The sequence below is a fragment of the Rhizobium sp. BR 250 genome (genome assembly GCF_047445855.1).
GTDB classification, from domain to species: Bacteria; Pseudomonadota; Alphaproteobacteria; order Rhizobiales; family Rhizobiaceae; genus Agrobacterium; species Agrobacterium tumefaciens_I.
In genome coordinates this window covers 304957-328806 of record NZ_JARWKW010000001.1, presented here as the reverse complement: position 1 = coordinate 328806, position 23850 = coordinate 304957, and the positions used below count along the sequence as shown (strand labels likewise).

Here is a 23850-nt window from a genome sequence, read left to right as displayed (position 1 = left end):
TCCGCTCTTTCCGTCTTCACACGCCGCGAATATCTTCCAGAATGGAAAGCACCATCTGTTTCTTGTCGAGATTATAAGCCTGCGCCACGGTGATGCGTTCCGAAAGCGTCGAGGAAAGCCGTGCATGTTTTTCCGCGGCCGCGATATCGCCCGCCATGGCCGCTGCCCGCGCCCGCGCCATCAGCTCTTCCGTCACATGCTCCATGAAGAAGCCGAGAACGATGTCGCCATCCTTCTGCGCCAGAACCTCGGCGAGCTTGTGCATGCGCTTGCGTGCCCCCGGCCCTTCGGCGGACATGACTTCTGCAAAGGCCTCGACAATGTCGGAGCCACCGTAATTCATCAGCTTCAGCGCCTGCGCGACGCTACCTTTGGATGCCGCAAGCAGGTCGTCGCGCTTTTCGCCTTCGGGGCTGATGTCGAGGTGATCGAGCGCTTGCACCATGGCCGCATCGGAAAGCGGCAGGAGCCGGAGCGGCATGCAGCGCGAGCGAATGGTCGGCAGCAATTTTCCCGGCGCATGCGAAAGGACGAGGAACATCGCCCGTTTCGGCGGCTCCTCCAGTATTTTCAGGATGGCATTGGCAGCGTTGCGATTTAGATCGTCGGCGGGGTCAATGATGACGATACGCCAGTTGCCGGTGCCCGATGTCTGCGAAAAGAAATGCCCTGCCCGCCGCACCTCATCCACGGTGATGGCGGATTTGACGCGACCGGTCTTTTCATCCACTGGACGCGTCAGATGCAGCAGATTATGCGAGGCACCGGCGGTGATCTGCCGGCTGACGAGCGATTGCGGATCGGGGTCGGCAAGAAAATCCGGTGCGGATGCAGGATCGGGATGGTTCAGCACATGATTGGCGAAACGGAAGGCGAGTGTCGCCTTGCCGATCCCCTCCGGCCCTTCGATCAGAATGGCGTGATGGCCTTTGCCGGAGCGATAGGATTGCGCAAGAAACGCTTCCGCCTCCTCATGCCCGAAAAGCCTCGTGTTCTGCTGCGGCGCGATCGCGCCGTCGAGAACGCCCTGAACCTCACTCATGCGCCGCGTCCGTCGCGTTTCCCGCGCGCTCGAGCAAAGGCTCTACGAAGGACATGACGTCTTCCGTAACCTTGTCTTCCGGCTGGTCGGCATTGACGATGCGGCAGCGACGCGGCTCAGCCAGCGCAATATCCAGATAGGCTTCACGCCGCTTCTCGTGGGTCTCGATTTCCTCTTTTTCGAACCGGTCGGGGGTTGCCCCCTCATCCGCACGTTTCCTGGCGCGCGCGAGACCCTTTTCGGCGGCGATATCGAAGATCAGCGTCAGTTCCGGAACGACACCATCGATGGCGATCCGTTGCAGCGTCTCGATGAATTCCGGCTCCAGATTGCCGGTCGTGCCCTGATAGACACGCGAAGAATCAAGGAAGCGGTCGCAAAGCACGATCTCACCACGCGCAAGCGCCGGGCGAATGACCTCCTCGACATGATCGTTGCGCGCCGCCGCAAACAGGATCGCCTCCATGCGCACGCCGAAGGATTCCGCGGCACCCGAGAGCAGAACATGCCGAACGGCCTCCGCGCCCGGAGAACCACCCGGCTCACGCGTTACGACCACCTCGAAACCACGGCCGCGAAGCGCCTCGGCAAGCGTGCGAATCTGCGTCGACTTGCCGGCGCCCTCGCCGCCCTCGAAGCTGATGAACAATCCGGTCTTTTCGGCCAATGTCTCGTCCTGCACGGGTTTCCTGAAATTCGAAATGCCTGTTTACAGCATCGAAGCGAAATGTGTGAAGCGCTTTTCAGAAAATCCGATGCCTGAACAAAAGCATAGGAACGAGGCCGGCGAAAATGGCCTTCACAGCCAGAAAAGCAGCAGTTCCTTCAGCGCGCCCGTCGCATTCTGGGTCAGAGAACCCTTGCCCACCGCAGCCTTCGTATAAAGCGGCACTTCGCGCAGCAGCCGTTCGCCCGAAAATATCTTGAGCGTTCCGGCATTCGCGCCGGCATCCAGCGGCGCAGTCAACGGCCAGCGATAGACGATGCGGCCGGAAATGCGATCCGGATTATTGACCGGCACCAGCACGCTGACATCTTCCTTGGGCGAAAGATCGATATGCGAGACATCGCCGCCATAAACACTGACTGCGCCGACCGCTTCATCCTTGCTGAAAAGATGGCGTTTCTCGAAGGCTGTCAGGCCCCAGTCCACCACCCGGCGGGCCTCCTCCTGCCGCGTCTTGTCGTCAACGATGCCGGCAAGCGCCAGATAGACACGGCGCCCCTCCCTTTCGGCCGAAACGACGGCGGCAAAACCGCTGCCTTCCGCAAAACCGAGGCCCAGACCATCGATGCCGCTGCCCGGCATCAGAAGCGAATTCTTGTTGCGCTGGAAAATCCGGTTCCACTCGAAATCGGGCTTGGTGAAAAGCGCATAACGATCGGGATAGGTGTCATGCAGATGCTGGGCAAGACGCACCATGTCCTTGGCCGTCGTCTGGTTGCCGGGATCGGGAAGTCCCGTGGAATTGGCGAATATGCTGCGGTTCATGCCAAGTTCGCCCGCCCGCGCCGTCATGCGCTTGGCGAAGGCGGCATCCGAACCCGCCATGCCCTCAGCCACGATGATGCAGCCGTCATTGGCGTTCTGCACGATGATACCGGTGAGGAGATCGTTGATTCCGACGGAGGATTTCAGCGCCGCGAACATCGTCGAGGTGCGCGATGGAGCGCCGCCGGTGCGCCAGGCATATTCCGAGACCGGATAGGCGGTCTCCGGCATCACCTGCCCCTTGGATTGCGCGTCGAGCACCACTTCCACCGTCATCAGCTTGGCGAGCGATGCGGGCGGAAAGGACTGATCTTCATTTTGCGAAAGAAGCACCGTGCCGGTTTCGGCATCGATCATATAGGCCTGTTCAGCCTTGGCGATGAAAGGAGCTGTCTGCGATTGCGCCGCGCCTGCACTGAAAAACGCAAAGGCGGCCGCCACAACGACCGACCGATAGGAGCGATGAATGGCCTTGCGCATGAAACCGCCCAGTCCTGCGTGCTGCAACCGGCTGCACGCGACGAAAGCGAGAGGCAGCCTATCCTTCAATCCGTCAGCGCGACTTCGTCTGCTGACGCTTCACATGGGCGAGTATCGATTGCTCGTTGAGCGCACCACGATCGACGAGCACGCTGTCGAAGGCGCGCACAGTCTTGGAAACCGTAGCTGATTCTTCCGAATAGGCTGCCGAATATTTGGAGGACGGCGTCGGCACGCGCAGATAATTGCCGCCGGGCGCTGCCGGCTCACGCATGAAATTGCCCTCCGGCCGCTCGGCCAGGAATGGGCCGATTTCCGGCAGGATTGCAAATTGTTCGAAAGCCGGCTGGACGCCGTTGACCAGCGGCATGGCCTGAAGTGCCGCATTTTTCTTGGAACCGACCAGCGCCGTCTGCGTGGAGCCGCCATAATTCGGGTTGGACGCAGGCGCCGGCACGAAATTCGGAGAAGCCGAAGCCACCATCACACCCGTTGCGATCTGTCCTTCCGGTGCGACGCCCGGCGAACGCGAGCCCTTCGGAATATAAGACGCCATCAGATAGGGCATGTCGTGACCATCAAGCGGCGCACGACCAGCATATTGCACGCGGACATTGGCGGTGCCGGTGCCCTTCATGTCGAGAAGATCGGCCGTCTTGCTGGAAACGTCGATCAGGCGACCCTCATGGAAAGGTCCGCGATCGTTAACTCGCACCAGAACCGATGCGCCATTTTCCATATTGGTGATGCGCGCATAGCTCGGCAGGGGAAATGTCGGATGTGCGGCGGAAAGATGTTCTTTATCGTAGACTTCGCCATTCGCCGTCAGGCGGCCGTGGAAGGCGGAACCGTACCAGGAGGCGAGACCGGTCTTGTTGTAACCCGGCTCTTCTTTCGGAAAATAACGACGGCCCTTGACCGTATAGGCATTGCCGACCAGCTCTCGCCCGCCGCCCTTGGGAATGCTCTTCCCATCGGCCACACGCGGGCTGGCTTTGACGCCATATTCCGATTCAGAGAAATATTCCTTGCTGCGCTTGGGCTTAGGCTTGGTCTCAGAGGTGGTGGAACACGAAGCCGTTGCAGCGCAAAGCACGGAAATTGCAAGCCACTTCGCACCCGATCTGGTGCTGATGCCGAGTTTCTTGACCGTAGAATTCAAATCGTCTGCCCCACGCTTATTGGCTCGGAGAACCGCACCCTCACTTGCCTCGATGATTTGCCCCTGCCATCGAAGCACCTAACAGTCGCTTAATCTTGTGCATAACGTGGCAAAAATGCGAACGACTTCTGCAAATTCGATAAAATTGTAACGAACGTGGTTAACGATTTATGTCTCTTGAAGCTGCTGCCGGGCGCAATTCACCCGCCTCAACCGGGTCTCCCGCAGCACCTGCAAGGAACAAACGAAAGGTAATCACGTTTCCATTCCGCAAACAAACGAGCTTTCCGCCGGTCTCGGCTGAAGGAGGAAACATGATCAAGTCTATTAAAATAACAGGCCTCGCAATCGGCGTCGCCCTGGCATCCTTCGCCGCAACGGTCCCCGCGGGGGCGCAGGATATGGAACTCAGAATCGGACCGGACGGCATTCGCCCCGTCATCCGCGATCGTGACCGTGACCGTGACCGCCGTGGCCCGCCGCGCATGCGCGGCTGCAGCGAACGCGAAGCCCGCGCCGCCGCCCGCGAGGCCGGCCTGCGCGATCCCGAAGTCGTGCGCGTCACCCCCGGCCGTGTCGTGGTCGAAGGCTATACCCGCCGTGGACCGGACCGCATCACATTTGCGAACGAACGGGGCTGTCCGGAACTCTGATGACACCAGTCGCATGGAACCCGCCGAAAGGCGGGTTTCCTATCGCGCCGATTTTTATACATGCCCAATCCAGATGACACGCCGGAGGCGCCGCCCCGTCGTCGCATTATCATTATTGTTTTGGCTGAATGGCAGATGGGGTGGGATTCGAACCCACGGTACGCTCTCACGCACGCCGGTTTTCAAGACCGGTTCCTTAAACCACTCGGACACCCATCCATCGGTGGTGAGGCTTTATAGCGGTTTGAAAATGGCCGTCAATCCCGCTGGACGAGCGGAGCCCATCCTTCTTTTTCCGCTCGGAATGTCACTGCGCCGGTGCGGTTGCCGGCGGCAGCAGAGATCCCTCTCCCGAGGGAATCGATGGCACCTGTTGGGCCGTATCGAACAACGTCAGGCTCAAAACGATTGCGACAAGCACCAGTAAAAGCGCCACGAAGACGATTCCCGATTTATCCATGCGTCTGCTCATGTCACGTTATGTTAAAGGCGAATATGTGCAATTCGAGGCAATGCAAAGAATAACGCGAAAGTCTGTCAAGTTGTCTTACAGATTTACCCAACTCGTCGTTCAAAAAAATCCAAATTGAGCGAAATTTATGCACAGGCGTACTGTTTGGGACGGAAATGGCCTATCGCGTCAGCACTATTGTCACTTATATCAAGCCATCGCTCCCGGGCATTGCCCAACTTTCCCCGAGCGATCAACCTGCCCCGCCTGTTTGCGGGGCTTTTTTCTTTTATAGAACCGAAAATAGGTCCGCCGGTAGAAGAGTGCCCCGGACACGGCGCGCCAGCACGGTTGCTCTTCAGACGCCGATGCCTGGTCCGCCATTGCCATGCCGGCCGTCGCCCCGGAGAATATCCTCGAACAGGTTGAGCAGCGCCGGCGGTAAGTTGTCGGAGAATTCCGCAATGATCTCGCCGGCACGATTATAGGAATAGATGGCCGAGAGCGTCAGCACCAGAAGCACGATCCAGGGCCATATCGGCTTGCGCCTTTGCGGGCCTCCGTTCTGCTGTTGCGGTAGAGTCATGCAGGCACCTTCCTTCAGGCCTTCACGCGCGGTTCGCCTCCGGGCGCATAGGCGGTTTTCTGCAGGAACCGGAATATATTGCCGCACTGGGCGCAGCGGATCATGAAATCCGTCGGATCGCCCGAGGCACGTTCCGTGCGAAACCCCCTCGGCATGTCATCGATGCGAAAATCGACATCCCGACGGCTCTTGTCATCCGATTCCGACGCTTCGGCAAAACCCTGATGACCACATTTGGAACATTCGAGCTTTCGGGAATATCTGTCGCGCGCTGCCATCTGCCGTCCTTTGTTTGGTTGGTATCAGGTAGCAGCGGCAAAACGTCATTTCAATGCCGTCCGCCTCGGGTTAAAGCTTTGCATGGCTATTTTCCGTCTGGAAAATCATCCTGCGGCCGGAACGAAGATGGAAGCCCATGCACGACCAAAGACCCCTGCTTTCATCGTCCCTCTTGCGCCGCGCGGTCCTCATTGCCGGAATTCTTCTCATCCTTCTCGTCGGCCTCAATGTCGGCATCAAATGGTATGGCGAGCGGATCCTCAAGGCAGGACATGTGACCGATACCGATGAGGTGGAGATCACCATCGGCAACGATCGGCTGAAACTCGCCAGAAACACGCTGCGAACGCCTTCCGAACGACAGGGCGGCGAAAGCGAACGGGTCGACCTCTACCTCACCTGGCCTGACCTCAAAGGATATGAGGATGCGAATCGTGCGATCTTCGACGATCCCGCCCGGTCAGCGGGGCTGATCTTCGTCCAGCTCTCGCAAAGCACCATGTCCGAAGACATGTCCGGCCGTTTCGGGCCGATCTATTCGCGGCTGACCGAAGGAGAGCCGGTGCCATTGAAGCACGGCCTCTTCCTACACCACCTGCGTGCCGATTCCGGCTATGGCAAGGAAGTCATCGTGACCGGGGAACGTGAAAACAACGACGCCTTTGTGGCGCGCTGCCTCTTGCCGCAGACGCCGCAGGAAGCGACGGGAAGCGACTGCCAGAGGGATATTCACATCGGCCAGGACCTCAGCCTGTTCTACCGCTTTTCCGCCAATCTGCTGCCGCAATGGCAAAAGCTCGATGCGGATGTGAAAGTCTATGTCACGCAGCGCCTCGTAAAAGACGCAAATCCCTGACACGGCACGGCACAGATTGCGTGTGAAAAGTCGCATTTTATGGAAGGCGGATACCTTTCATAAACCACTTGGTAACGCCATCCCGATAAAGTTTCTTCCCGGAGCATCGGGCGGGGCGTGTCCGAGCGGAACAGAAATATGCGATTGAAGAGTTCAGCAGTGTTGAAAAGTCTATCTGGGGCACATTCGCGCAAAGCGGGTGCGACGTCTTTCGTAAGGTTTATTGCGCTAACCCTTGCTGCGGCGTTCATAACCGCAACATCCGTTCAGACCGCAAAGGCCGATCCGAAATATGCGGGTATCGTCATCGATGCCAAGACCGGCAAGGTTCTCTATGGCGAGGATCCTGATGGTTTGCGTTATCCGGCGTCGCTGACCAAGATGATGACGCTTTACCTGACATTCGAGGCGCTCAACAGCGGACGCATTTCGCTTGATTCCCGAGTGCCAGTTTCGGCCAATGCCGCCAAGGAGCCGCCGTCCAAGCTTGGCGTGCGCGCCGGTGGCAGCGTTACGGTTGAGCAGGCGATCCTCGCCCTCGTCACCCGTTCCGCAAACGATATGGCGACCGCGCTCGGCGAACATCTCGGCGGCTCGGAAGACCGTTTCGCCCGGATGATGACGGCAAAGGCCCGCGCACTCGGCATGACCCGCACGACCTATCGCAACGCCAACGGCCTGCCCAACACGGCGCAGATGACGACGGCACGCGACCAAGCCCGCCTCGGCGTCGCCCTTCGCCAGCATTTCCCGCAATATTACGGCTATTTCTCCACCCGTACCTTCAATTTCGGCAAGCAGGTTATCGGCAACCACAATCGCCTCGTCGGAACCGTGAAGGGCGTGGATGGCATCAAGACCGGTTACACCCGCGCAGCCGGCAGCAATCTCGCGACGTCCGCGCAGCTCGATGGCCGCTCGATCGTCGCCGTCGTTCTCGGCGGACGCTCCAGCGCTGCCCGTGACGCCACCATGCGCAAGCTGGTCGCGACTTATCTGCCGCAGGCATCGCGTGGCGGCAACAGCAACCTGATTGCTCAGACGCGCTCTGCTCCGGTCGAAGAACCCGTTGCCGTGGCGGCAGCCGTTCCTTCCGTGGCCGTCGCAGCCACCGATGCCGGCCTTCCGCATGCGGGCCCCGTTCCGCAGACCCGTTACGAAGAAGCGCCGGTCACCGCCTTTGCGGGCTCCTCTTCCAATGCCGCCGTCAAGGCCATGGAAGCAGCCACCTGGCAGAAGGGCAAGGACCCCATTTCCCAGGCCCCCGTCGCGCCGGATCGCAAGATGATTACCAACTCCACCAAGGTGGACAATATCGTCACGGCATCGACGGCAGCATCTGCATCCGCCGCACCTTCCGTCTCCCCCAGGGCAGAGGCTCCGCAGGGTGGCTGGGTGATCCAGATCGGCGCATCGCCCGACGAAAACTCCGCGCGCGGCCTGTTGCAGAACGCGCAGGAAAAAGGCGGCGCGGCACTGCGCTCCGCAAAGCCCTTCACGGTCGCCTTCAGCAAGGACGGCTCCCAGATCTACCGCGCCCGTTTCGGCGGCTTCGATGGCCAGAATGCCGCGGTAAATGCATGCAATGCATTGAAAAAGAAAGGCGTCAGCTGCTGGGCGTCACTCCAGTAACGGACGTTTCCGCAGGCGGTGCTTCATTGTCGAAACATCGCCTGTCTCCTCGAATTGTGTAGTGAGTAGCGAGGCTTTCCAAGATGGCAGTCAACGAGAATTATTCGGACATTGCGTCTGGCAACGGGCATGGCAGCCTTTCGGTCCTGCATCCCATTCACGAGGCGGCGATGCGTATCGCCGATATCGGTCTCAACCGTTCCAAGGCAAAGACACGCGATCTCGTGGCGCTGCTTCTGTCGCATGGCGCCCGCGCCTGGCGCGCCAACCAGCCGGAAGCCAGCATCCACCTTCATGTCGGGCGCCGCTCGGGACGTGCACCGGTGCATATGCGAATTCGATAAGAACCGGACTAGCCAAACAGGCAAAGAAAAACCCCGCGGAGCGCATGCACCGCGGGGTTTTTCGTTAATGGGTATGGGAAACGAGGCGGCTTACGCCTCGCTCTCCGGTGCCTCCGGCGTATCCGGCAGATTACCATCCGCCTCTTCGCCATTGCCGTTCTCGGCATCGTCGTCGCCTTCCGGCTCGTTGATGCGTTCCACGGAAACCACCTTCTCATCCTTGGCGGTGGAGAAGATCGTGACGCCCTTGGTGGCGCGGCTCGCGATGCGGATACCGTTGACCGGTACGCGGATCAGCTGGCCACCATCGGAAACCAGCATGATCTGGTCGCCCTCTTCCACCGGGAAGGCGGCAACAAGTTCGCCGATCTCGTTGGTCTTCGAGGTATCGGTGGCGCGGATGCCCTTGCCGCCGCGGCCCGAGGTGCGGAAGTCGTAAGAAGACGAACGCTTGCCGAAGCCCTTCACGGAAACCGTCAGCACGAATTCTTCGCGTGCCTTCAGCTCCTGATAACGCTCTTCGTTGAGCTCGCCCTCTTCCGTCACTTCCTCGCCAACAAGCGCGATATCGTCCTCATCGACACCGGCGGCACGCCGTTCGGCAGCCGAGCGCTTCAGATAGGCGGCACGCTCCCACGGTTCGGCATCGACATGGCCAACAATGGTCATGGAGATGATGCGGTCGCCTTCGGCCATGTTGATGCCACGCACACCGACGGAGTTGCGGCCGGCAAAGACGCGCACATCGTCCACGGGGAAGCGGATGCACTGGCCAAGCGCGGTCGTCAGCAACACGTCGTCGCGGTCCGTGCAGGTTTCGACGGAGAGGATTTCATCGCCCTCCTCGTCCAGCTTCATGGCGATCTTGCCGTTGCGGTTGACCTGCACGAAATCGCCGAGCTTGTTGCGGCGAACCGTGCCGCGCGTCGTCGAGAACATCACATCAAGCGTTTCCCAGGTCGTTTCGTCCTCGGGCAACGGCATGATGGTGGTGATGCGCTCGCCGGGCTCCAGCGGCAGCATATTGATGAGGGCCTTGCCCTTGGATTGCGGCGTGCCAATCGGCAGGCGCCAGACCTTTTCCTTGTAGACGATGCCACGCGAGGAGAAGAACAGCACCGGCGTATGGGTGTTGGCAACAAAGAGACGGTTGACGAAATCCTCGTCGCGCGTCGCCATTCCGGAACGGCCCTTGCCGCCGCGGCGCTGCGCCTTGTAGGTCGTCAGCGGCACACGCTTGATGTAACCGAGATGCGAGACGGTGACGACCATGTCCTCGCGGGCGATGAGGTCTTCATCGTCCATGTCAGGACCGCCCTCGACGATCTCGGAGCGACGCGGCGTGCCGAATTCGTCGCGGATCGAGACAAGCTCGTCCTTGACGATCTGCTGGATGCGCAGGCGCGACGACAGGATTTCGAGGTATTCGGAAATCTCCGCGCCGATCTTGTTCAGCTCGTCGCCGATTTCATCGCGACCGAGCGCGGTGAGGCGGGCAAGGCGCAGTTCGAGAATGGCGCGCGCCTGTTCCTCGGAAAGATTGTAGGTGCCGTCATCATTGATGCGGTGACGCGGATCGTCGATCAGACGGATCAGGCTTTCCACGTCCTGCGCCGGCCAGCGGCGTGTCATCAGCTCTTCACGGGCAGAAGCCGGATCGGGCGCATGACGGATGACGCGGATGACCTCGTCGATATTGGCGACCGCAATCGCGAGACCCACCAACACATGCGCGCGCTCGCGTGCCTTGCGCAGCAGGTACTTCGTGCGGCGGCTGACGACGTCTTCGCGGAAGGAAACGAAGGCGCGCAGCATGTCGATGAGTGTCATCTGCTCCGGCTTGCCGCCGTTCAGCGCCACCATGTTGCAGCCGAAGGAGGTCTGCAGCGGCGTGTAGCGGTAAAGCTGGTTCAGGATGACTTCGGCATTGGCATCGCGCTTCAGTTCGATGACGACGCGGTAACCCTGGCGGTCGGACTCGTCGCGCAGGTCGGAAATGCCCTCGATGCGCTTTTCCTTGACCAGTTCGGCCATCTTTTCGATCATGTTCGCCTTGTTCACCTGATAGGGAACTTCGGTGATGATGATCTGCTCGCGGTCGCCGCGCATCGGCTCGATGGTGGCGCGGCCGCGCATGATGACGGAACCGCGGCCGGTCTCATAAGCCGAGCGAATGCCCGAACGGCCCATGATCAGCGCGCCGGTCGGGAAATCCGGACCGGGAATGATCTGCATCAGTTCCGGCAATTCGATCGCCGGATTGTCGATCATGGCAATACAGCCGTCGATGACTTCCGAGAGATTGTGCGGCGGAATGTTGGTGGCCATGCCGACCGCGATACCGCCTGCCCCGTTGACCAGAAGGTTCGGGAACTTGGCCGGAATGACGACAGGCTCCTGCAAGGTGCCGTCATAGTTGTCACGGAAATCGACCGTTTCCTTGTCGAGATCGTCGAGCAGCGAATGCGCGGCCTTTTCCAGGCGGCATTCGGTGTAACGCTCAGCCGCCGGCGGGTCACCGTCGATGGAGCCGAAATTGCCCTGGCCGTCGATCAGCGGCAGGCGGAGTGACCAGTCCTGCGCCATGCGCGCCAGCGCGTCATAGATCGCCATGTTGCCGTGCGGATGGAATTTACCCATCACGTCCCCGGTAACACGGGCGCATTTGACGTATTTCTTGTTCCAGTCGATGCCGAGTTCGGACATGCCGTAGAGGATACGGCGATGAACCGGCTTCAGGCCGTCTCGCACATCGGGAAGCGCGCGGGACACGATGACGCTCATGGCGTAATCGAGATACGACCGCTGCATTTCCTCCATGATGGAAATCGGTTCAATGCCTGGCGGAAGTTTTCCGCCGCCGGGGGGGCTCTGGTCAGTCAAAACGGATCACATTCTCTGTTAAGAATCGGATGGATTTTTATAGCGGAAACAGCCACGTTAAGCCAATTTCCCGGCGAGTTTTGAACAGGCTTTTGCGTCATTTGCAAGACGAACGCCGCTTTTCACGATTTAGCCCGGCAAAAGCGGGTCCGCTCCCTTTCAAAGCAGCCACGACTTGCGTAGGCTCATGCGCAAAAAGCAATAAGCGGGGAAAGAATGGCCAGCAGCGAAACGCTCATCAATGCGCTTACCACACTTCTGGTCACGCTCGATCCGCCGGGTCTCGCCCCCGTTTTCCTGGCGCTGACCGCCGGCATGACGCGTGACCAGCGCAGCCAGGTAGCATTGCGCGGTTCCATCATCGCCTTCGGCATTCTTGCCGTCTTCGCACTGTTCGGTCTTGCCATTCTCAACCTGCTCGGCATTTCGCTCGGCGCCTTCCGCATCGCCGGCGGCCTTCTGCTGTTCTGGATTTCCTTCGAGATGATTTTCGAGAAACGCCAGGAGCGCAAGGAAAAGACCTCCGAGATCGCCATCACCAAGGACCACCTGCACAATCTAGCGGTCTTTCCGCTGGCCCTGCCGCTGATCGCGGGGCCGGGCGCCATTTCCGCCACCGTGCTGCTTGCCGGCTCGATGAAAACCACCATCGAGATGGTAGTGCTCATCCTGATCCTCGCTTTCGCCATGGCCCTCGTTTATGCTGCACTGATCGTTTCGGAGCGCATGGACCGTTTTCTCGGCAATACCGGCCGCGCCATCCTTACCCGGCTTCTCGGCGTTCTGCTCGCCGCACTCTCGGTGCAGTTCGTGGTTGACGGCATAAAATCGGCCTTCGATTTCTGAACTCCGGCATGATCGCATGTCTGCGCAACAAAATCCCGCATCCGGCAACAACTCCGGAAAATCCATCCTTTAAATCCGGCCGCCATTTCGGCTAAAAGACGCGCATCTTTTCCGGATTCGAAAGTTCTCCTCATGCGTTCCATGCTGCGCCGCCTCATCCCGGATGCCGCACCCGTCAGCAACAGGGAAAGGCTGCGCTCCGCAACCGGCGCCTTTGTCGGCATTCTGCTGACCGGCCTTCTGGGCGGTCTGGCTCTGCGTTTCGATCCCACCCTGCCCGCCATGATCGCGCCGATGGGCGCTTCGGCCGTGCTTTTATTCGCCGTGCCCTCCAGCCCTCTGGCGCAGCCCTGGTCAATCCTGTGCGGCAACCTCGTTTCGGCCTTCGTGGGCGTGACCGTGGCGCTGCTGGTGCCGGATCTCTTCCTCGCCAGCGCACTGGCGATCAGCCTCGCCATCGCCGCGATGATGGCGCTGCGCTGCCTGCACCCGCCAAGCGGAGCGGTGGCGCTGACGGCCGTTCTCGGTGGCCCCGCCGTACATAGCCTCGGATATGGTTTTCTCCTGTGGCCGGTCGCCGGAAACTCGCTGATCCTTCTTGCGCTTGCGCTCGCCTATAACAATGCCACCGGCCGCGCCTATCCCCACGGCCTGAAGCTCGGAAAGGCCGCCCACGGCACCACGGATCCCACTCCCATCCAGAAAATCGGCTTTTCCTCGACCGACCTCGACGAGGTGCTGAAGGAATATGACGAATTCCTCGATATCGACCGCGATGCGCTGGAGACCATCCTGCGCAAGACCGAGTTGCGCTCCTATCGCCGCCGCGCGTTGCATCTCGATTGCGCCAGCGTCATGTCGCAGGATGTGGTCGGCGTCGCCCCCGATGACAGCCTGCGCCACGCCCATGCGTTGATGCACAGCCATCATTTCAAGGCGCTGCCCGTCACCAACGACAGGGCCGAAATCGTCGGCATCGTCACCCAGACGGATTTTCTCGAAAAGGCAAGCTGGAGGAACGGCCGCCCCTCCATCGGCTTCCTGCAACGGCTGCGCCTCATCCTCTCAGGTGCAAGCGCACCCAACGACACCGTCAAGGACATCATGACCTCGCCGGTGAAAACCGTGCGACCGGAAACCTCGATCGAGGAAGCCATCATCCGCTTTGCGGAGGAAGGGCTGCATTACCTGCCGGTCATCGATGCCAAAGGAAAAATGGTGGGTATCGTGTCGCAATCCGATGTCATGGTCGCGATGCTGGCGGACAAGGTCGCGGCATAGTCTGCCGCGACGCCGAAATACTACCTCCCTGTGGGAGAGCCGGCAAAACCGGATGTTAGCGCCTCGCCTTAAGGAGACGCTGCCATAGCGTGCCGCCAAAAAACCGCCCGAGCACGACAAAATAAGCGATGATCAGCGCGAAGGCGATAAAGGCGGGCAGGCCATTCAGGGTAAAACCCTGTGGCGTGCGCCCCCCTGCAACCGACGCGACAAGAAATCCGGCGATGAAAAACGCCGTCCAGAAATCGAGGAAGAAGGCGAGAATGATGCGCCAGGTAGCCGGTTGTTTTGTCGCCGGCGGTTTCGGTGCGGTTTCGTCACTCATGCCTGCCTCCTGTCACGCTATTACGTATTCGCCGTCCGCTCAGAACGGGATATCGTCGTCCATGTCGTTGGAGAAACCGCCGGAAGGCTGGCCGCCGCCACGGGAAGAGCCGCCGCGCGACGAGGACTGCTGGTCGTAACCGCCGCCGCCGTAACCGGAACCGCCGCCGCTGCCATAATCATTGCCACCGCCGAAATCACCGCCGCCGCTGCGGCCGCCGCCGCCTTCGCCGCGACCATCAAGCATCGTCAGCGTGGAGTTGAAGCCCTGCAGCACGATTTCGGTGGAGTAACGGTCATTGCCGGTCTGGTCCTGCCATTTCCGCGTCTGCAGCTGGCCTTCGATATAGAGCTTGGCGCCCTTTTTCACATATTGCTCGACGACCTTGCACAGGCCCTCGTTGAAAACCACGACGGTGTGCCATTCGGTCTTTTCCTTGCGCTCGCCGCTGTTGCGGTCCCGCCAGGTCTCCGAGGTGGCAATACGCAGGTTGGCGATGGGGCGGCCATCCTGCGTCCGGCGGATTTCGGGATCGGCGCCCACGTTTCCGATCAGAATTACCTTATTTACGCTACCAGCCATCTCGTCATCCTGTCCGCCAGCCTTCATGACCGGCAATTGCATTTCAAAAAATTCCGCACACAATAACCACCGCTGCCCGCAAAGGGCACCGCAGCCAGGGAACTATCCACAAAGAATAATCTTAAGCTGCGGGAGCAGACATTCACGCTTGCAATTCGTTCCTTTTTTGTTCTATTAAATCGCAGATTTCGAGTCAAGCATTCCGAAAAGCTGCGACCGATAGGAAATAGACCTCGACACCTTCGGCTGCGTCACTACATAAGGACGCGCTGCCATCAAGTGTGTTATTTTTGTCCGAGCCTTGTCATGAGTGAACTGAAGACGATTTCCATCCGTGGCGCCCGCGAGCATAATCTCAAGGGCATCGATCTGGATCTACCGCGCAACAAGCTGATCGTCATGACCGGGCTTTCCGGCTCGGGTAAGTCGTCGCTTGCCTTCGATACGATCTATGCCGAGGGTCAGCGCCGTTATGTCGAAAGCCTTTCGGCCTATGCGCGCCAGTTCCTGGAAATGATGCAGAAACCGGATGTCGACCAGATCGACGGCCTGTCGCCGGCCATTTCCATCGAGCAGAAGACAACGTCGCGCAATCCGCGCTCCACAGTCGGCACGGTCACCGAGATTTACGACTATATGCGCCTCCTGTTCGCGCGTGTCGGCGTGCCCTATTCGCCTGCGACCGGCCTGCCGATCGAAAGCCAGACAGTCAGCCAGATGGTCGACCGCATCCTCGCTTTCGAGGAAGGCACGCGTCTTTATATTCTCGCGCCGATCGTGCGGGGCCGCAAAGGCGAGTACAAGAAGGAGCTGGCGGAGCTGATGAAGAAGGGCTTCCAGCGCGTCAAGGTGGATGGCCAGTTCTACGAGATCGCCGACGTTCCTGCCCTAGACAAGAAATACAAGCACGATATCGACGTGGTGGTCGACCGTGCCGTCGTGCGCCCGGATATGGCCGCACGCCTTGCCGACAGTCTCGAGACCTGCCTCAAGCTCGCCGACGGGCTGGCAATCGCCGAATTCGCCGACAAGCCTCTGCCACCCGAAGAAACCGCCGCCGGCGGCTCGGCCAACAAGTCTCTCAACGAGACCCATGAGCGTGTGCTGTTTTCGGAGAAATTCGCCTGCCCCGTTTCCGGCTTTACCATCCCGGAAATCGAGCCACGGCTGTTCTCCTTCAACAACCCCTTCGGCGCCTGCCCCAGCTGCGATGGCCTCGGTTCGCAGCAGAAGGTAGATGAAAACCTGATCGTGCCCGAACCGGCCCGCACCCTGCGCGACGGCGCCATTGCCCCCTGGGCAAAATCTTCCTCGCCCTATTACAACCAGACGCTGGAAGCGCTCGGCAATGCCTTTGGGTTCAAGCTGTCGAGCAAATGGTCCGATCTGTCGAAGGAAGCGCAGCACGCCATCCTTCAGGGCACGGACGACAAGATCGAATTCAATTATCAGGACGGCGCCCGTTCCTACAAGACGGTGAAGAACTTCGAAGGCATCGTGCCCAATCTGGAGCGTCGCTGGAAAGAGACCGACAGCGCCTGGGCGCGTGAGGAAATCGAGCGTTACATGTCGGCGGCCCCCTGCCCGGCCTGCGCCGGTTATCGCCTGAAGCCGGAAGCCCTCGCCGTCAAGATCAATAAGCTGCATATCGGTGAAGTCACCGAAATGTCGATCCGCAAGGCACGCGACTGGTTCGAGGTGCTGCCGGAAAATCTCAACGCCAAGCAGAACGAGATCGCAGTCCGCATTCTCAAGGAAATCCGCGAGCGCCTGCGATTCCTCAACGATGTGGGGCTCGATTATCTCAGCCTGTCGCGCAATTCCGGAACGCTTTCCGGCGGTGAGAGCCAGCGTATTCGTCTGGCCTCGCAGATCGGCTCGGGTCTGACAGGCGTTCTCTATGTTCTCGACGAGCCGTCGATCGGCCTGCACCAGCGTGACAACGCCCGCCTGCTCGAGACGCTGAAACACCTGCGCGATATCGGTAATACCGTCATCGTTGTCGAACATGACGAAGACGCCATTCTGACGGCGGATTATGTGGTCGATATCGGCCCGGCCGCCGGCATTCACGGTGGTCAGGTGATCGCGGAAGGCACACCGCAGGATGTGATGGCCAATCCGAAATCACTGACCGGCAAATACCTCTCCGGCGAACTGGGCGTTGCCGTGCCGGCCGAACGCCGCAAGCCGAAAAAGGGTCGCGAGATCAAGGTTTTTGGCGCCCGCGGTAACAATCTCCAGAATGTCACGGCAGCCGTGCCGCTCGGCGTTTTCACCGCGGTGACCGGCGTATCTGGCGGCGGCAAATCGACCTTCCTGATCGAGACGCTCTATAAGTCTGCGGCGCGCCGGGTAATGGGCGCGCGTGAAATCCCGGCCGAACACGACCGCATCGACGGTTTCGAATTCATCGACAAGGTGATCGACATCGACCAGTCGCCGATCGGCCGCACGCCGCGCTCCAACCCCGCCACCTATACCGGCGCCTTCACGCCGATCCGTGACTGGTTTGCCGGCCTGCCGGAAGCGAAAGCACGCGGTTATGCGCCGGGTCGTTTCTCCTTCAACGTCAAGGGCGGCCGCTGCGAGGCCTGCCAGGGCGATGGCGTCATCAAGATCGAGATGCACTTCCTGCCCGACGTTTACGTCACCTGTGACGTCTGCCACGGCAAGCGCTATAATCGCGAGACGCTGGATGTCACCTTCAAGGGCAAGTCCATCGCTGACGTGCTGGATATGACGGTGGAGGAAGGCGTAGAGTTCTTCGCCGCCGTGCCGGCGGTGCGTGACAAGCTGCAATCCCTGTTCGATGTCGGCCTCGGTTACATCAAGGTCGGCCAGCAGGCAAACACGCTTTCCGGCGGCGAGGCACAGCGCGTCAAGCTCGCCAAGGAACTGTCGAAACGCTCGACGGGCCGTACGCTTTATATCCTCGACGAGCCGACGACCGGCCTGCATTTCCACGACGTCAACAAGCTCCTGGAAATGCTGCATGCGCTGGTGGAACAGGGCAATTCCGTGGTGGTGATCGAACACAATCTCGAAGTCATCAAGACGGCCGACTGGATCATCGATATCGGCCCCGAAGGTGGCACGGGCGGTGGTGAAGTGGTGGCGACCGGCACGCCGGAAGACATCGTCAAGGTCGAGCGCTCCTATACCGGCCACTTCCTGAAGGAACTTCTCGACCGCCGGCCGGCCGGGAAACGCGAGGCAGCGGAGTAAGTACGGCAAGGGTTGAGGTCGTGGCGAAGTCTGCAAACCTCTCCTGCGTCATGTTCGGGCCTGTCCCGAGCATCTGCGACCGGTAGATTGACGGTACGGGTTAAATCCTCGGGACAGGCCCGGGGATGATGCGGGCTTTGAGATACGCTGTGTCAGCGGTTTGAGGCTGCGGAGCCATTCGCTGCCTGTTCAAGCAAGAATTCAACCATCGAGGCGTCAGTGGAGGAACAGCATATGTCGACATCAGGAACGATCCGCATCGGTATCGGCGGCTGGACCTTCGAGCCCTGGGAAGGCACGTTTTATCCGGAAAAGCTGACAAAGAAACGTCAGCTCGAACATGCCAGCCGGCAATTGACGGCAATCGAGGTGAACGGCACCTATTACAGCAGCCAGAAGCCGGAAACCTTCGCCAAATGGGCCTCCGAAGTGCCGGAGGATTTCATCTTCTCGCTGAAGGCGAGCCGCTTCGTCACAAATCGCAGGGTTCTGGCCGAGGCCGGTGAATCCATGACGAAGTTCCTGACGCAGGGGCTGACGGAACTTGGCTCCCATCTCGGCCCGATCCTCTGGCAGTTCGCGCCCACGAAAAAATTCGATGCGGATGATTTCGGCGCCTTTCTGGCGCTGCTGCCGGAAAAACAGGACGGCATTTCCCTGCGGCATGTGGTCGAGGTTCGCAATGAAACATTCCAGGTGCCGGAATTCATCGATCTCCTCGCCAAACACAAGGTCGCCGTCGTCTGCGCCGATCATCACGATTATCCGATGCTGCCGGATGTGACCGCCGATTTCGTCTATTGCCGCCTGCAGAAGGGCGAAGACGATATCAAGACCTGTTATCCGCAGACCGGGATCAGCGACTGGGCCAAACGGGTCAAGACCTATGCGGCGGGCGGCGTGCCTGACGATCTGGCGCTGATCGCGCCCGAGCGCAAGGTCGAAAAGACCCCGCGCGACGTCTTCGCCTTCTTCATCACCGGCGGCAAGGTCAATGCGCCTGTTGGTGCGCAGGAACTGCAAAAAGCGGTCTGAGCCCCCTCAGCCCGCCAGTTCTTTCGTCGGATTGAAATCGATGGCGGCAAACGCTGCCTCGATCACCTCCGGCCCAGCACCCGGCCGGGTGGCATCGCTGGAGAGGATTTGCCGGAAACGGCGCGCGCCCGGCATGCCCTGAAACAGGCCGACCATGTGGCGGGTGACGTGATTGAGACGTCCACCTGCGGCAATATAATCAGCGGCGTAAGCCATCATCACGTCCCGCAGCGCCATCCAGTCATATTGGCGGGCTTCCTCGCCATGGATGCGATGATCGACATCGGCAAGGATCGAGGTATTGTGATAGGCGGCGCGGCCGAGCATCACGCCGTCCATATGTTTCAGGTGCTCGCTCGCCTGATCGAGATCGGAAATACCGCCATTGATGCCTATGAAGACGTCAGGATTTTCCCGCTTCATGCGATGGACGAGATCATAATCGAGCGGTGGAACCTCGCGGTTCTCCTTTGGCGAAAGCCCTTGAAGCCAGGCTTTGCGCGCATGAACCCACACAGCATCCGCACCGGCCGCAACCACCCGCGCCAGAAAATCCGGCAGCAAGGCTTCGGGTTCCTGGTCATCAACGCCGATGCGGCATTTGACCGTGACCGGCACAGCCGCAACCGCTTTCATCGCCGAAACACATTCCGCCACGACATCCGGCTCACGCATCAGGCAGGCGCCGAAGGTACCGGATTGCACCCGGTCCGAAGGGCAGCCGACATTGAGGTTGATCTCGTCATAACCGTAATCACCGGCGATCCGCACCGCCTCGGCAAGTTTGGCCGGATCCGATCCGCCGAGCTGCAGCGCAACGGGATGTTCCTGCGGATGATAACCGAGCAGCTTCTCGCGCTGACCATGAATGATGGCGTCGGCAACGATCATTTCGGTGAACAGCAAAGCGCGCTTCGACAATTGCCGGTGCAGAAATCTGCACCTCGTGTCGGTCCAATCGATCATAGGGGCCACGGCGAAGATTTTTTCGCCGCTGGCAAGCGCTTGTCTGTACATGGGTAAACCTCTTTGCGCCGGCTTCTACAGCAAAGGACCGTAAAAAGCCAGTTTTGCAGGCAAGGTCATTTTCAACTGGAAATCGCCCCGGAATCGCGGGACAAGACTTGCAGCTTAAAGAGACGACAGGAAATCCCCATGGCCGCCACCGTCATCCCCGCTCCGAAACCCGTTCTGCTGCCTGTCGAGGGCACGGAAGACATGTTCCCCGTGCGGCGGGTCTATTGCGTCGGCCGTAATTACGCCGATCACGCCATCGAGATGGGCCACGATCCCTCGCGTGAGCCGCCCTTTTATTTCCAGAAGAACCCGGACAATCTTCTGCCCGCAGGCAATGATTTCCCTTACCCGCCGCTGTCCTCCAACGTGCATTACGAAGTCGAGTGCGTCGTGGTGCTAAAGAGTGGCGGCGCGGATATTCCAGCGTCGGAGGCGCTGAGCCATGTCTGGGGTTATGCCGTTGGCATCGACATGACCCGCCGCGACCTGCAGGACGGGTTGAAGAAAATGGGGCGCTCCTGGGAGGGCGCCAAGGCCTTTGAACATTCCGCACCGGTCTCGGCCATCGTTCCCGCCGATAAAATCGGCCATCCCTCAACAGGCGCGATCTGGCTCGATGTCAACGGCGAACGCAAGCAGACGGGCGATCTCGCCCAGATGATCTGGAAGGTGCCAGAGGTGATTGCCGAGCTTTCCAAGCTGTTCACCCTTGCCGCCGGCGACGTGATCATGACCGGCACGCCAGCCGGCGTCGGCCCCATCGTGCGCGGTGACAGGATAGATTGTGGCGTCGACGGTGTCGGCACACTCTCGGTCAAAATCGCCTGATCGGCAGGAAACGCAAAGGGAGGACACCGCCATGCCGCTTTACCGCCTCGCCGATCGGGTACCACAAACCCCTGCCCCGGATCATTACTGGGTTGCACCCGATGCCAATGTCATCGGTTCGGTCACGCTCGGCGAAGATGTCGGCATCTGGTTCGGTGCGACGCTGCGCGGCGATAACGAGCCGATCAGCATCGGCCGCGGCACCAATATTCAGGAAGGCGTTATGGTGCACAGCGATCCCGGTTTTGCCGCGACCATCGGTGAAATGTGCACCATTGGCCACCACGCCATCGTGCATGGCTGCAGCATCGGCGACAATTCGCTTGTTGGCATGGGCGCAACGATTTTGAACGGCGCAAAGATCGGCCGCAACTGCCTCGTCGGCGCCAACGCGCTGGTGACGGAGGGCAAAGAGTTTCCGGACAATTCGCTGATCGTCGGGTCACCGGCGCGGGCCATCCGCACGCTGGATGACGAAACCATTGCGGGCCTTCGCCGCTCGGCGGAAAAATACATCGAGAACTGGAAGCGTTTTTCGAAAGATCTGGCGATCATCGAATAAAGACGGATGGCGGGCAGCTCGCGCCCGCCTGCTTCAAATCAACTTATGCCGCGCAGGCGGCGCAGAGACCGCGAATCTCAATCGTGGTCTTTTCTGCCTTGAACTTGCTGTCCTTCACCCAGCGCTCCAGACGGTGGTCAATCTCGTGATCGTGGAACTCCGTCACCTGCCCGCAGGATTCGCAGATGGCAAAGGCCACGGTTCCATGGTGGTGCGAGCAGCATTCGGCCTGCGTATGGGTGCAGGCAACGAAGGCATTGAGGCTTTCCAGCCGGTGCACAAGGCCGAATTCCACCAGCTTTTCCAGCGCCCGGTAAACCTGCAGCGGTGCGCGAAACCCGTCGTCGCGCAGCTTGTCGAGGATCATATAGGCGCTGAGCGGCTGATGCGCGTTTGAAAGGGCATTCATCACCAGCGACTGGTTTTTGGTGAGGTTCGGCTGGGTCTGCGCATTCATGATTTGCCTCCTTCATCCGCGGAGCGGGAAAAACCCGGCGCCGGCAACAGGCTTATAACGAACAGGATCACCGCAGCAACCACGATGGATGGGCCGGACGGCGTATCATAGGTGAGCGAACCGAACAGGCCGCCGACAACAGCAACCGCGCCGATCAGCGAGGCCACAATCGCCATCACCTCCGGCGTGCTCGAAAAACGCCGCGCGGTCGCGGCCGGTATGATGAGCAGCGAGGTGATGAGCATGATGCCGACCACCTTCATGGCAATGGCGATCACCAGCGCCATCAGCAGCGTGAAGATGAGCTTCGCCCGCTCCGGGTTCAGCCCCTCGGCTTCCGCCAGTTCAGTATTCACGGTAGAAGCGAGCAGCGACCGCCACAGGAAGACCATGGAGACAATGACCACCAGCCCGCCGCCCCAGATCAGCGCGATATCGCTGCGGGTGACAGCAAGAATATCGCCGAACAGGAACGAGACGAGATCGATACGCACCCAACTCATGAAGGCGACGATGACAAGGCCGATCGCCAGTGCCGAATGGGACAGGATGCCCAGCAGCGCATCGGCGGAAAGTGCCTGCCGGCGTTGCAGGAAGATCAAGAGAATCGAAACGGCCGACGCCACCAGAAAGACGCTGACGATGAGGTTGAGCTGCAAAAGCAGAGACAGCGCAACACCGAGAAGCGCCGAATGGGCCATGGTGTCGCCGAAATAGGCCATACGCCGCCAGACGACGAAACAGCCGAGAGGACCGGCGGTGAGCGCGACACCGATGCCGGCGACCATGGCGCGAGTGAAGAAATCGTCAAACATGGCGCTCTCCCTGCCGCTGGTCTTGGGGTGCATGGTCCCCATGGTCGTGGTCTTCGCCGCAGCCGTATTCACCATGGCCATCCTGATGGTGTCCGTGGTCATGATGATGATCATGCGTGTGATGGTGCCCGTCTTCGGGGTGGCAATGGTCCGTCACCGTTCCATCCGCGTGCTGCACCCGGCCGTCGGGCAGATGGGTGTGATCGTGATGGTGGCTATAGACCGCCAGTGCCTTGGCCGCCGCGCCGCCGAACAGCCGCATATATTCCGGGCTCTGGCTCACCGCCTGCGGCGTGCCGCGGCAGCAGACATGGCCGTTCAGGCAGATGACCGTATCGGTTTCCGCCATCACAACATGCAGGTCATGCGAGATTAACAGAATTCCGCAATCATTTGAATTTCTGATATTTTTTATCAGATCATAGAGCGCGATCTCGCCGGAGAAATCAACACCCTGAACGGGTTCATCGAGGACCAGCAGATCGGGCTTGCGGGCAATGGCGCGGGCCAGAAGCGCCCGCTGGAACTCGCCGCCGGAAAGATGCTGCACCTCGGCATTGGCAAGATGTGCGATGCCCGTCGCATTGAGTGCCGCGTCGATTTCCCGCGCAGGCAGCGGCCCGGTCAGCGTCATCAGCCGGCGCACGGAAAGCGGCATGGTCCAGTCCACCGAAAGCTTCTGTGGCACATAGCCAACCTTCAGGCCGGCCTTGCGCGCGACCTTGCCCTCGCTCGGTTTCACCACCCCGATCGCCATTTTTGCGCTGGTGGATTTGCCGGAGCCGTTCGGGCCGATGAGCGTGACGATCTCGCCCTTGCTGACGGAAAATTCCACGCCACGCACCAGCCAGCGGCCGTTGCGCTGCACGCCGGCATTGGCGAGGGAAACCAGTATCTCGTTGCCCCTGTGGGCGGAATGAAGCATGGGATTGTCCGTTCGGCGATGTTGCCTACCGCTATTGCATACGTTATAGAGTTACGCAATAAATGTAATAACATAACTATACTTGTTCA

Annotated in this window: 24 protein-coding genes and 1 tRNA gene; 10 read left to right on the top strand and 15 right to left on the bottom strand. The window is 60.0% G+C overall.

Going from position 1 to position 23850, the window contains the following annotated elements; genetic code table 11:
* Nucleotides 1-16 precede the first annotated feature (16 nt).
* From QD336_RS01620 to QD336_RS01605, 4 genes are all read right to left on the bottom strand, one after another.
* Nucleotides 17-1042, bottom strand: a complete 1026-nt coding sequence (locus tag QD336_RS01620) for a DNA polymerase III subunit delta' (protein ID WP_269341355.1) — start codon at nt 1040-1042, stop codon at nt 17-19.
* Complete coding sequence (gene tmk / locus QD336_RS01615) at nt 1035-1709, bottom strand: dTMP kinase (RefSeq protein ID WP_269341354.1); 675 nt, start codon at nt 1707-1709, stop codon at nt 1035-1037. Before tmk ends, QD336_RS01620 begins: the two co-directional genes overlap by 8 nt.
* A gap of 132 nt (nt 1710-1841) precedes the next feature.
* Nucleotides 1842-3014, bottom strand: a complete 1173-nt coding sequence (locus QD336_RS01610) for a D-alanyl-D-alanine carboxypeptidase family protein (protein WP_499169014.1) — start codon at nt 3012-3014, stop codon at nt 1842-1844.
* A 73-nt stretch (nt 3015-3087) separates the two neighbouring features.
* Nucleotides 3088-4176 (bottom strand): septal ring lytic transglycosylase RlpA family protein, encoded by a 1089-nt coding sequence (locus QD336_RS01605; protein WP_269341352.1) that lies wholly within the window; start codon nt 4174-4176, stop codon nt 3088-3090.
* 314 nt (nt 4177-4490) lie between these two features.
* On the opposite strand from QD336_RS01605, the gene QD336_RS01600 reads away from it, so the two are divergent.
* Nucleotides 4491-4829: a hypothetical protein gene (locus tag QD336_RS01600; RefSeq protein ID WP_499169011.1), complete on the top strand. Its 339-nt coding sequence runs from the start codon at nt 4491-4493 to the stop codon at nt 4827-4829.
* 129 nt (nt 4830-4958) lie between these two features.
* On the opposite strand, the gene QD336_RS01595 is transcribed toward QD336_RS01600, so the two are convergent.
* From QD336_RS01595 to QD336_RS01580, 4 genes are all read right to left on the bottom strand, one after another.
* Nucleotides 4959-5048, bottom strand: a tRNA-Ser gene (locus tag QD336_RS01595).
* An 88-nt stretch (nt 5049-5136) separates the two neighbouring features.
* The gene (locus tag QD336_RS01590; RefSeq protein ID WP_499169010.1) at nt 5137-5289 is read right to left on the bottom strand and encodes a hypothetical protein; all 153 of its coding nucleotides are present in this window, start codon (nt 5287-5289) and stop codon (nt 5137-5139) included.
* Nucleotides 5290-5638: 349 nt separating this feature from the next.
* Nucleotides 5639-5866, bottom strand: coding sequence for a hypothetical protein (locus tag QD336_RS01585; RefSeq protein WP_499169009.1), 228 nt, complete (start codon nt 5864-5866; stop codon nt 5639-5641).
* Nucleotides 5867-5880: 14 nt separating this feature from the next.
* Nucleotides 5881-6144, bottom strand: a complete 264-nt coding sequence (locus QD336_RS01580; protein ID WP_269341348.1) for a hypothetical protein — start codon at nt 6142-6144, stop codon at nt 5881-5883.
* A gap of 137 nt (nt 6145-6281) precedes the next feature.
* On the opposite strand from QD336_RS01580, the gene QD336_RS01575 reads away from it, so the two are divergent.
* From QD336_RS01575 to QD336_RS01565, 3 genes are all read left to right on the top strand, one after another.
* Entirely contained in the window at nt 6282-7001 is a 720-nt protein-coding gene (locus QD336_RS01575) for a hypothetical protein (protein WP_499169007.1), read from the top strand.
* Between the two features lie 138 nt (nt 7002-7139).
* Nucleotides 7140-8633: an SPOR domain-containing protein gene (locus QD336_RS01570; protein WP_499169005.1), complete on the top strand. Its 1494-nt coding sequence runs from the start codon at nt 7140-7142 to the stop codon at nt 8631-8633.
* A gap of 83 nt (nt 8634-8716) precedes the next feature.
* On the top strand, nt 8717-8977 hold the full coding sequence (locus QD336_RS01565; protein WP_269341345.1) for a hypothetical protein: 261 nt from the start codon (nt 8717-8719) through the stop codon (nt 8975-8977).
* 90 nt (nt 8978-9067) lie between these two features.
* Here QD336_RS01565 and gyrA read toward each other — a convergent pair whose 3' ends face one another.
* Nucleotides 9068-11860: a DNA gyrase subunit A gene (gene gyrA, locus QD336_RS01560; RefSeq protein WP_499169003.1), complete on the bottom strand. Its 2793-nt coding sequence runs from the start codon at nt 11858-11860 to the stop codon at nt 9068-9070.
* Nucleotides 11861-12076: 216 nt separating this feature from the next.
* Between gyrA and QD336_RS01555 the strand changes: the two genes are divergently transcribed.
* Nucleotides 12077-12706, top strand: coding sequence for a MarC family protein (locus QD336_RS01555; RefSeq protein WP_269341343.1), 630 nt, complete (start codon nt 12077-12079; stop codon nt 12704-12706).
* 132 nt (nt 12707-12838) lie between these two features.
* A complete protein-coding gene (locus tag QD336_RS01550) occupies nt 12839-13987 on the top strand; it encodes an HPP family protein (protein WP_499169001.1) in 1149 nt (382 codons plus the stop codon).
* Nucleotides 13988-14042: 55 nt separating this feature from the next.
* On the opposite strand, the gene QD336_RS01545 is transcribed toward QD336_RS01550, so the two are convergent.
* Entirely contained in the window at nt 14043-14312 is a 270-nt protein-coding gene (locus tag QD336_RS01545) for a hypothetical protein (protein ID WP_269341341.1), read from the bottom strand.
* Nucleotides 14313-14351: 39 nt separating this feature from the next.
* On the bottom strand, nt 14352-14936 hold the full coding sequence (locus QD336_RS01540) for a single-stranded DNA-binding protein (protein ID WP_499168999.1): 585 nt from the start codon (nt 14934-14936) through the stop codon (nt 14352-14354).
* Nucleotides 14937-15200: 264 nt separating this feature from the next.
* On the opposite strand from QD336_RS01540, the gene uvrA reads away from it, so the two are divergent.
* Both uvrA and QD336_RS01530 read left to right on the top strand, forming a co-directional pair.
* Nucleotides 15201-18122 carry an excinuclease ABC subunit UvrA gene (gene uvrA / locus QD336_RS01535; RefSeq protein WP_269341339.1) on the top strand — a complete coding sequence of 974 codons (2922 nt, stop codon included), beginning with the start codon at nt 15201-15203 and terminating at the stop codon, nt 18120-18122.
* Between the two features lie 234 nt (nt 18123-18356).
* Nucleotides 18357-19157, top strand: coding sequence for a DUF72 domain-containing protein (locus QD336_RS01530; protein WP_499168997.1), 801 nt, complete (start codon nt 18357-18359; stop codon nt 19155-19157).
* 6 nt (nt 19158-19163) lie between these two features.
* Here the strand turns inward: QD336_RS01530 and dusA are convergent, their stop codons facing one another.
* Nucleotides 19164-20174, bottom strand: a complete 1011-nt coding sequence (gene dusA, locus QD336_RS01525) for a tRNA dihydrouridine(20/20a) synthase DusA (protein WP_499168996.1) — start codon at nt 20172-20174, stop codon at nt 19164-19166.
* Nucleotides 20175-20312: 138 nt separating this feature from the next.
* Here dusA and QD336_RS01520 point away from each other — a divergent pair, with 138 nt between their 5' ends.
* Nucleotides 20313-21002: a fumarylacetoacetate hydrolase family protein gene (locus QD336_RS01520; RefSeq protein ID WP_499168995.1), complete on the top strand. Its 690-nt coding sequence runs from the start codon at nt 20313-20315 to the stop codon at nt 21000-21002.
* A 31-nt stretch (nt 21003-21033) separates the two neighbouring features.
* The gene (locus QD336_RS01515; protein WP_269341335.1) at nt 21034-21564 is read left to right on the top strand and encodes a gamma carbonic anhydrase family protein; all 531 of its coding nucleotides are present in this window, start codon (nt 21034-21036) and stop codon (nt 21562-21564) included.
* 43 nt (nt 21565-21607) lie between these two features.
* On the opposite strand, the gene zur is transcribed toward QD336_RS01515, so the two are convergent.
* From zur to znuC, 3 genes are read right to left on the bottom strand one after another with little or no spacing between them, the layout of a single operon-like run.
* Nucleotides 21608-22021 (bottom strand): zinc uptake transcriptional repressor Zur, encoded by a 414-nt coding sequence (zur, locus tag QD336_RS01510; protein ID WP_269341334.1) that lies wholly within the window; start codon nt 22019-22021, stop codon nt 21608-21610.
* Complete coding sequence (gene znuB, locus QD336_RS01505; RefSeq protein WP_499168992.1) at nt 22018-22836, bottom strand: zinc ABC transporter permease subunit ZnuB; 819 nt, start codon at nt 22834-22836, stop codon at nt 22018-22020. Before znuB ends, zur begins: the two co-directional genes overlap by 4 nt.
* Nucleotides 22829-23761: a zinc ABC transporter ATP-binding protein ZnuC gene (znuC, locus tag QD336_RS01500; protein ID WP_499168991.1), complete on the bottom strand. Its 933-nt coding sequence runs from the start codon at nt 23759-23761 to the stop codon at nt 22829-22831. The genes znuB and znuC overlap by 8 nt, the downstream gene beginning before the upstream one ends.
* Nucleotides 23762-23850 lie beyond the last annotated feature (89 nt).

Coding starts and splice junctions, on each gene's coding strand:
- QD336_RS01620 (WP_269341355.1), bottom strand. CDS start 1,042: ATGAGTGAGGTTCAGGGCGTTCTCGACGGCGCGATCGCGCCGCAGCAG.
- QD336_RS01610 (WP_499169014.1), bottom strand. CDS start 3,014: ATGCGCAAGGCCATTCATCGCTCCTATCGGTCGGTCGTTGTGGCGGCC.
- QD336_RS01600 (WP_499169011.1), top strand. CDS start 4,491: ATGATCAAGTCTATTAAAATAACAGGCCTCGCAATCGGCGTCGCCCTG.
- QD336_RS01590 (WP_499169010.1), bottom strand. CDS start 5,289: ATGGATAAATCGGGAATCGTCTTCGTGGCGCTTTTACTGGTGCTTGTC.
- QD336_RS01585 (WP_499169009.1), bottom strand. CDS start 5,866: ATGACTCTACCGCAACAGCAGAACGGAGGCCCGCAAAGGCGCAAGCCG.
- QD336_RS01580 (WP_269341348.1), bottom strand. CDS start 6,144: ATGGCAGCGCGCGACAGATATTCCCGAAAGCTCGAATGTTCCAAATGT.
- QD336_RS01575 (WP_499169007.1), top strand. CDS start 6,282: ATGCACGACCAAAGACCCCTGCTTTCATCGTCCCTCTTGCGCCGCGCG.
- QD336_RS01570 (WP_499169005.1), top strand. CDS start 7,140: ATGCGATTGAAGAGTTCAGCAGTGTTGAAAAGTCTATCTGGGGCACAT.
- QD336_RS01565 (WP_269341345.1), top strand. CDS start 8,717: ATGGCAGTCAACGAGAATTATTCGGACATTGCGTCTGGCAACGGGCAT.
- QD336_RS01555 (WP_269341343.1), top strand. CDS start 12,077: ATGGCCAGCAGCGAAACGCTCATCAATGCGCTTACCACACTTCTGGTC.
- QD336_RS01550 (WP_499169001.1), top strand. CDS start 12,839: ATGCGTTCCATGCTGCGCCGCCTCATCCCGGATGCCGCACCCGTCAGC.
- QD336_RS01545 (WP_269341341.1), bottom strand. CDS start 14,312: ATGAGTGACGAAACCGCACCGAAACCGCCGGCGACAAAACAACCGGCT.
- QD336_RS01540 (WP_499168999.1), bottom strand. CDS start 14,936: ATGCAATTGCCGGTCATGAAGGCTGGCGGACAGGATGACGAGATGGCT.
- uvrA (WP_269341339.1), top strand. CDS start 15,201: ATGAGTGAACTGAAGACGATTTCCATCCGTGGCGCCCGCGAGCATAAT.
- QD336_RS01530 (WP_499168997.1), top strand. CDS start 18,357: ATGTCGACATCAGGAACGATCCGCATCGGTATCGGCGGCTGGACCTTC.
- dusA (WP_499168996.1), bottom strand. CDS start 20,174: ATGTACAGACAAGCGCTTGCCAGCGGCGAAAAAATCTTCGCCGTGGCC.
- QD336_RS01520 (WP_499168995.1), top strand. CDS start 20,313: ATGGCCGCCACCGTCATCCCCGCTCCGAAACCCGTTCTGCTGCCTGTC.
- QD336_RS01515 (WP_269341335.1), top strand. CDS start 21,034: ATGCCGCTTTACCGCCTCGCCGATCGGGTACCACAAACCCCTGCCCCG.
- zur (WP_269341334.1), bottom strand. CDS start 22,021: ATGAATGCGCAGACCCAGCCGAACCTCACCAAAAACCAGTCGCTGGTG.
- znuB (WP_499168992.1), bottom strand. CDS start 22,836: ATGTTTGACGATTTCTTCACTCGCGCCATGGTCGCCGGCATCGGTGTC.
- znuC (WP_499168991.1), bottom strand. CDS start 23,761: ATGCTTCATTCCGCCCACAGGGGCAACGAGATACTGGTTTCCCTCGCC.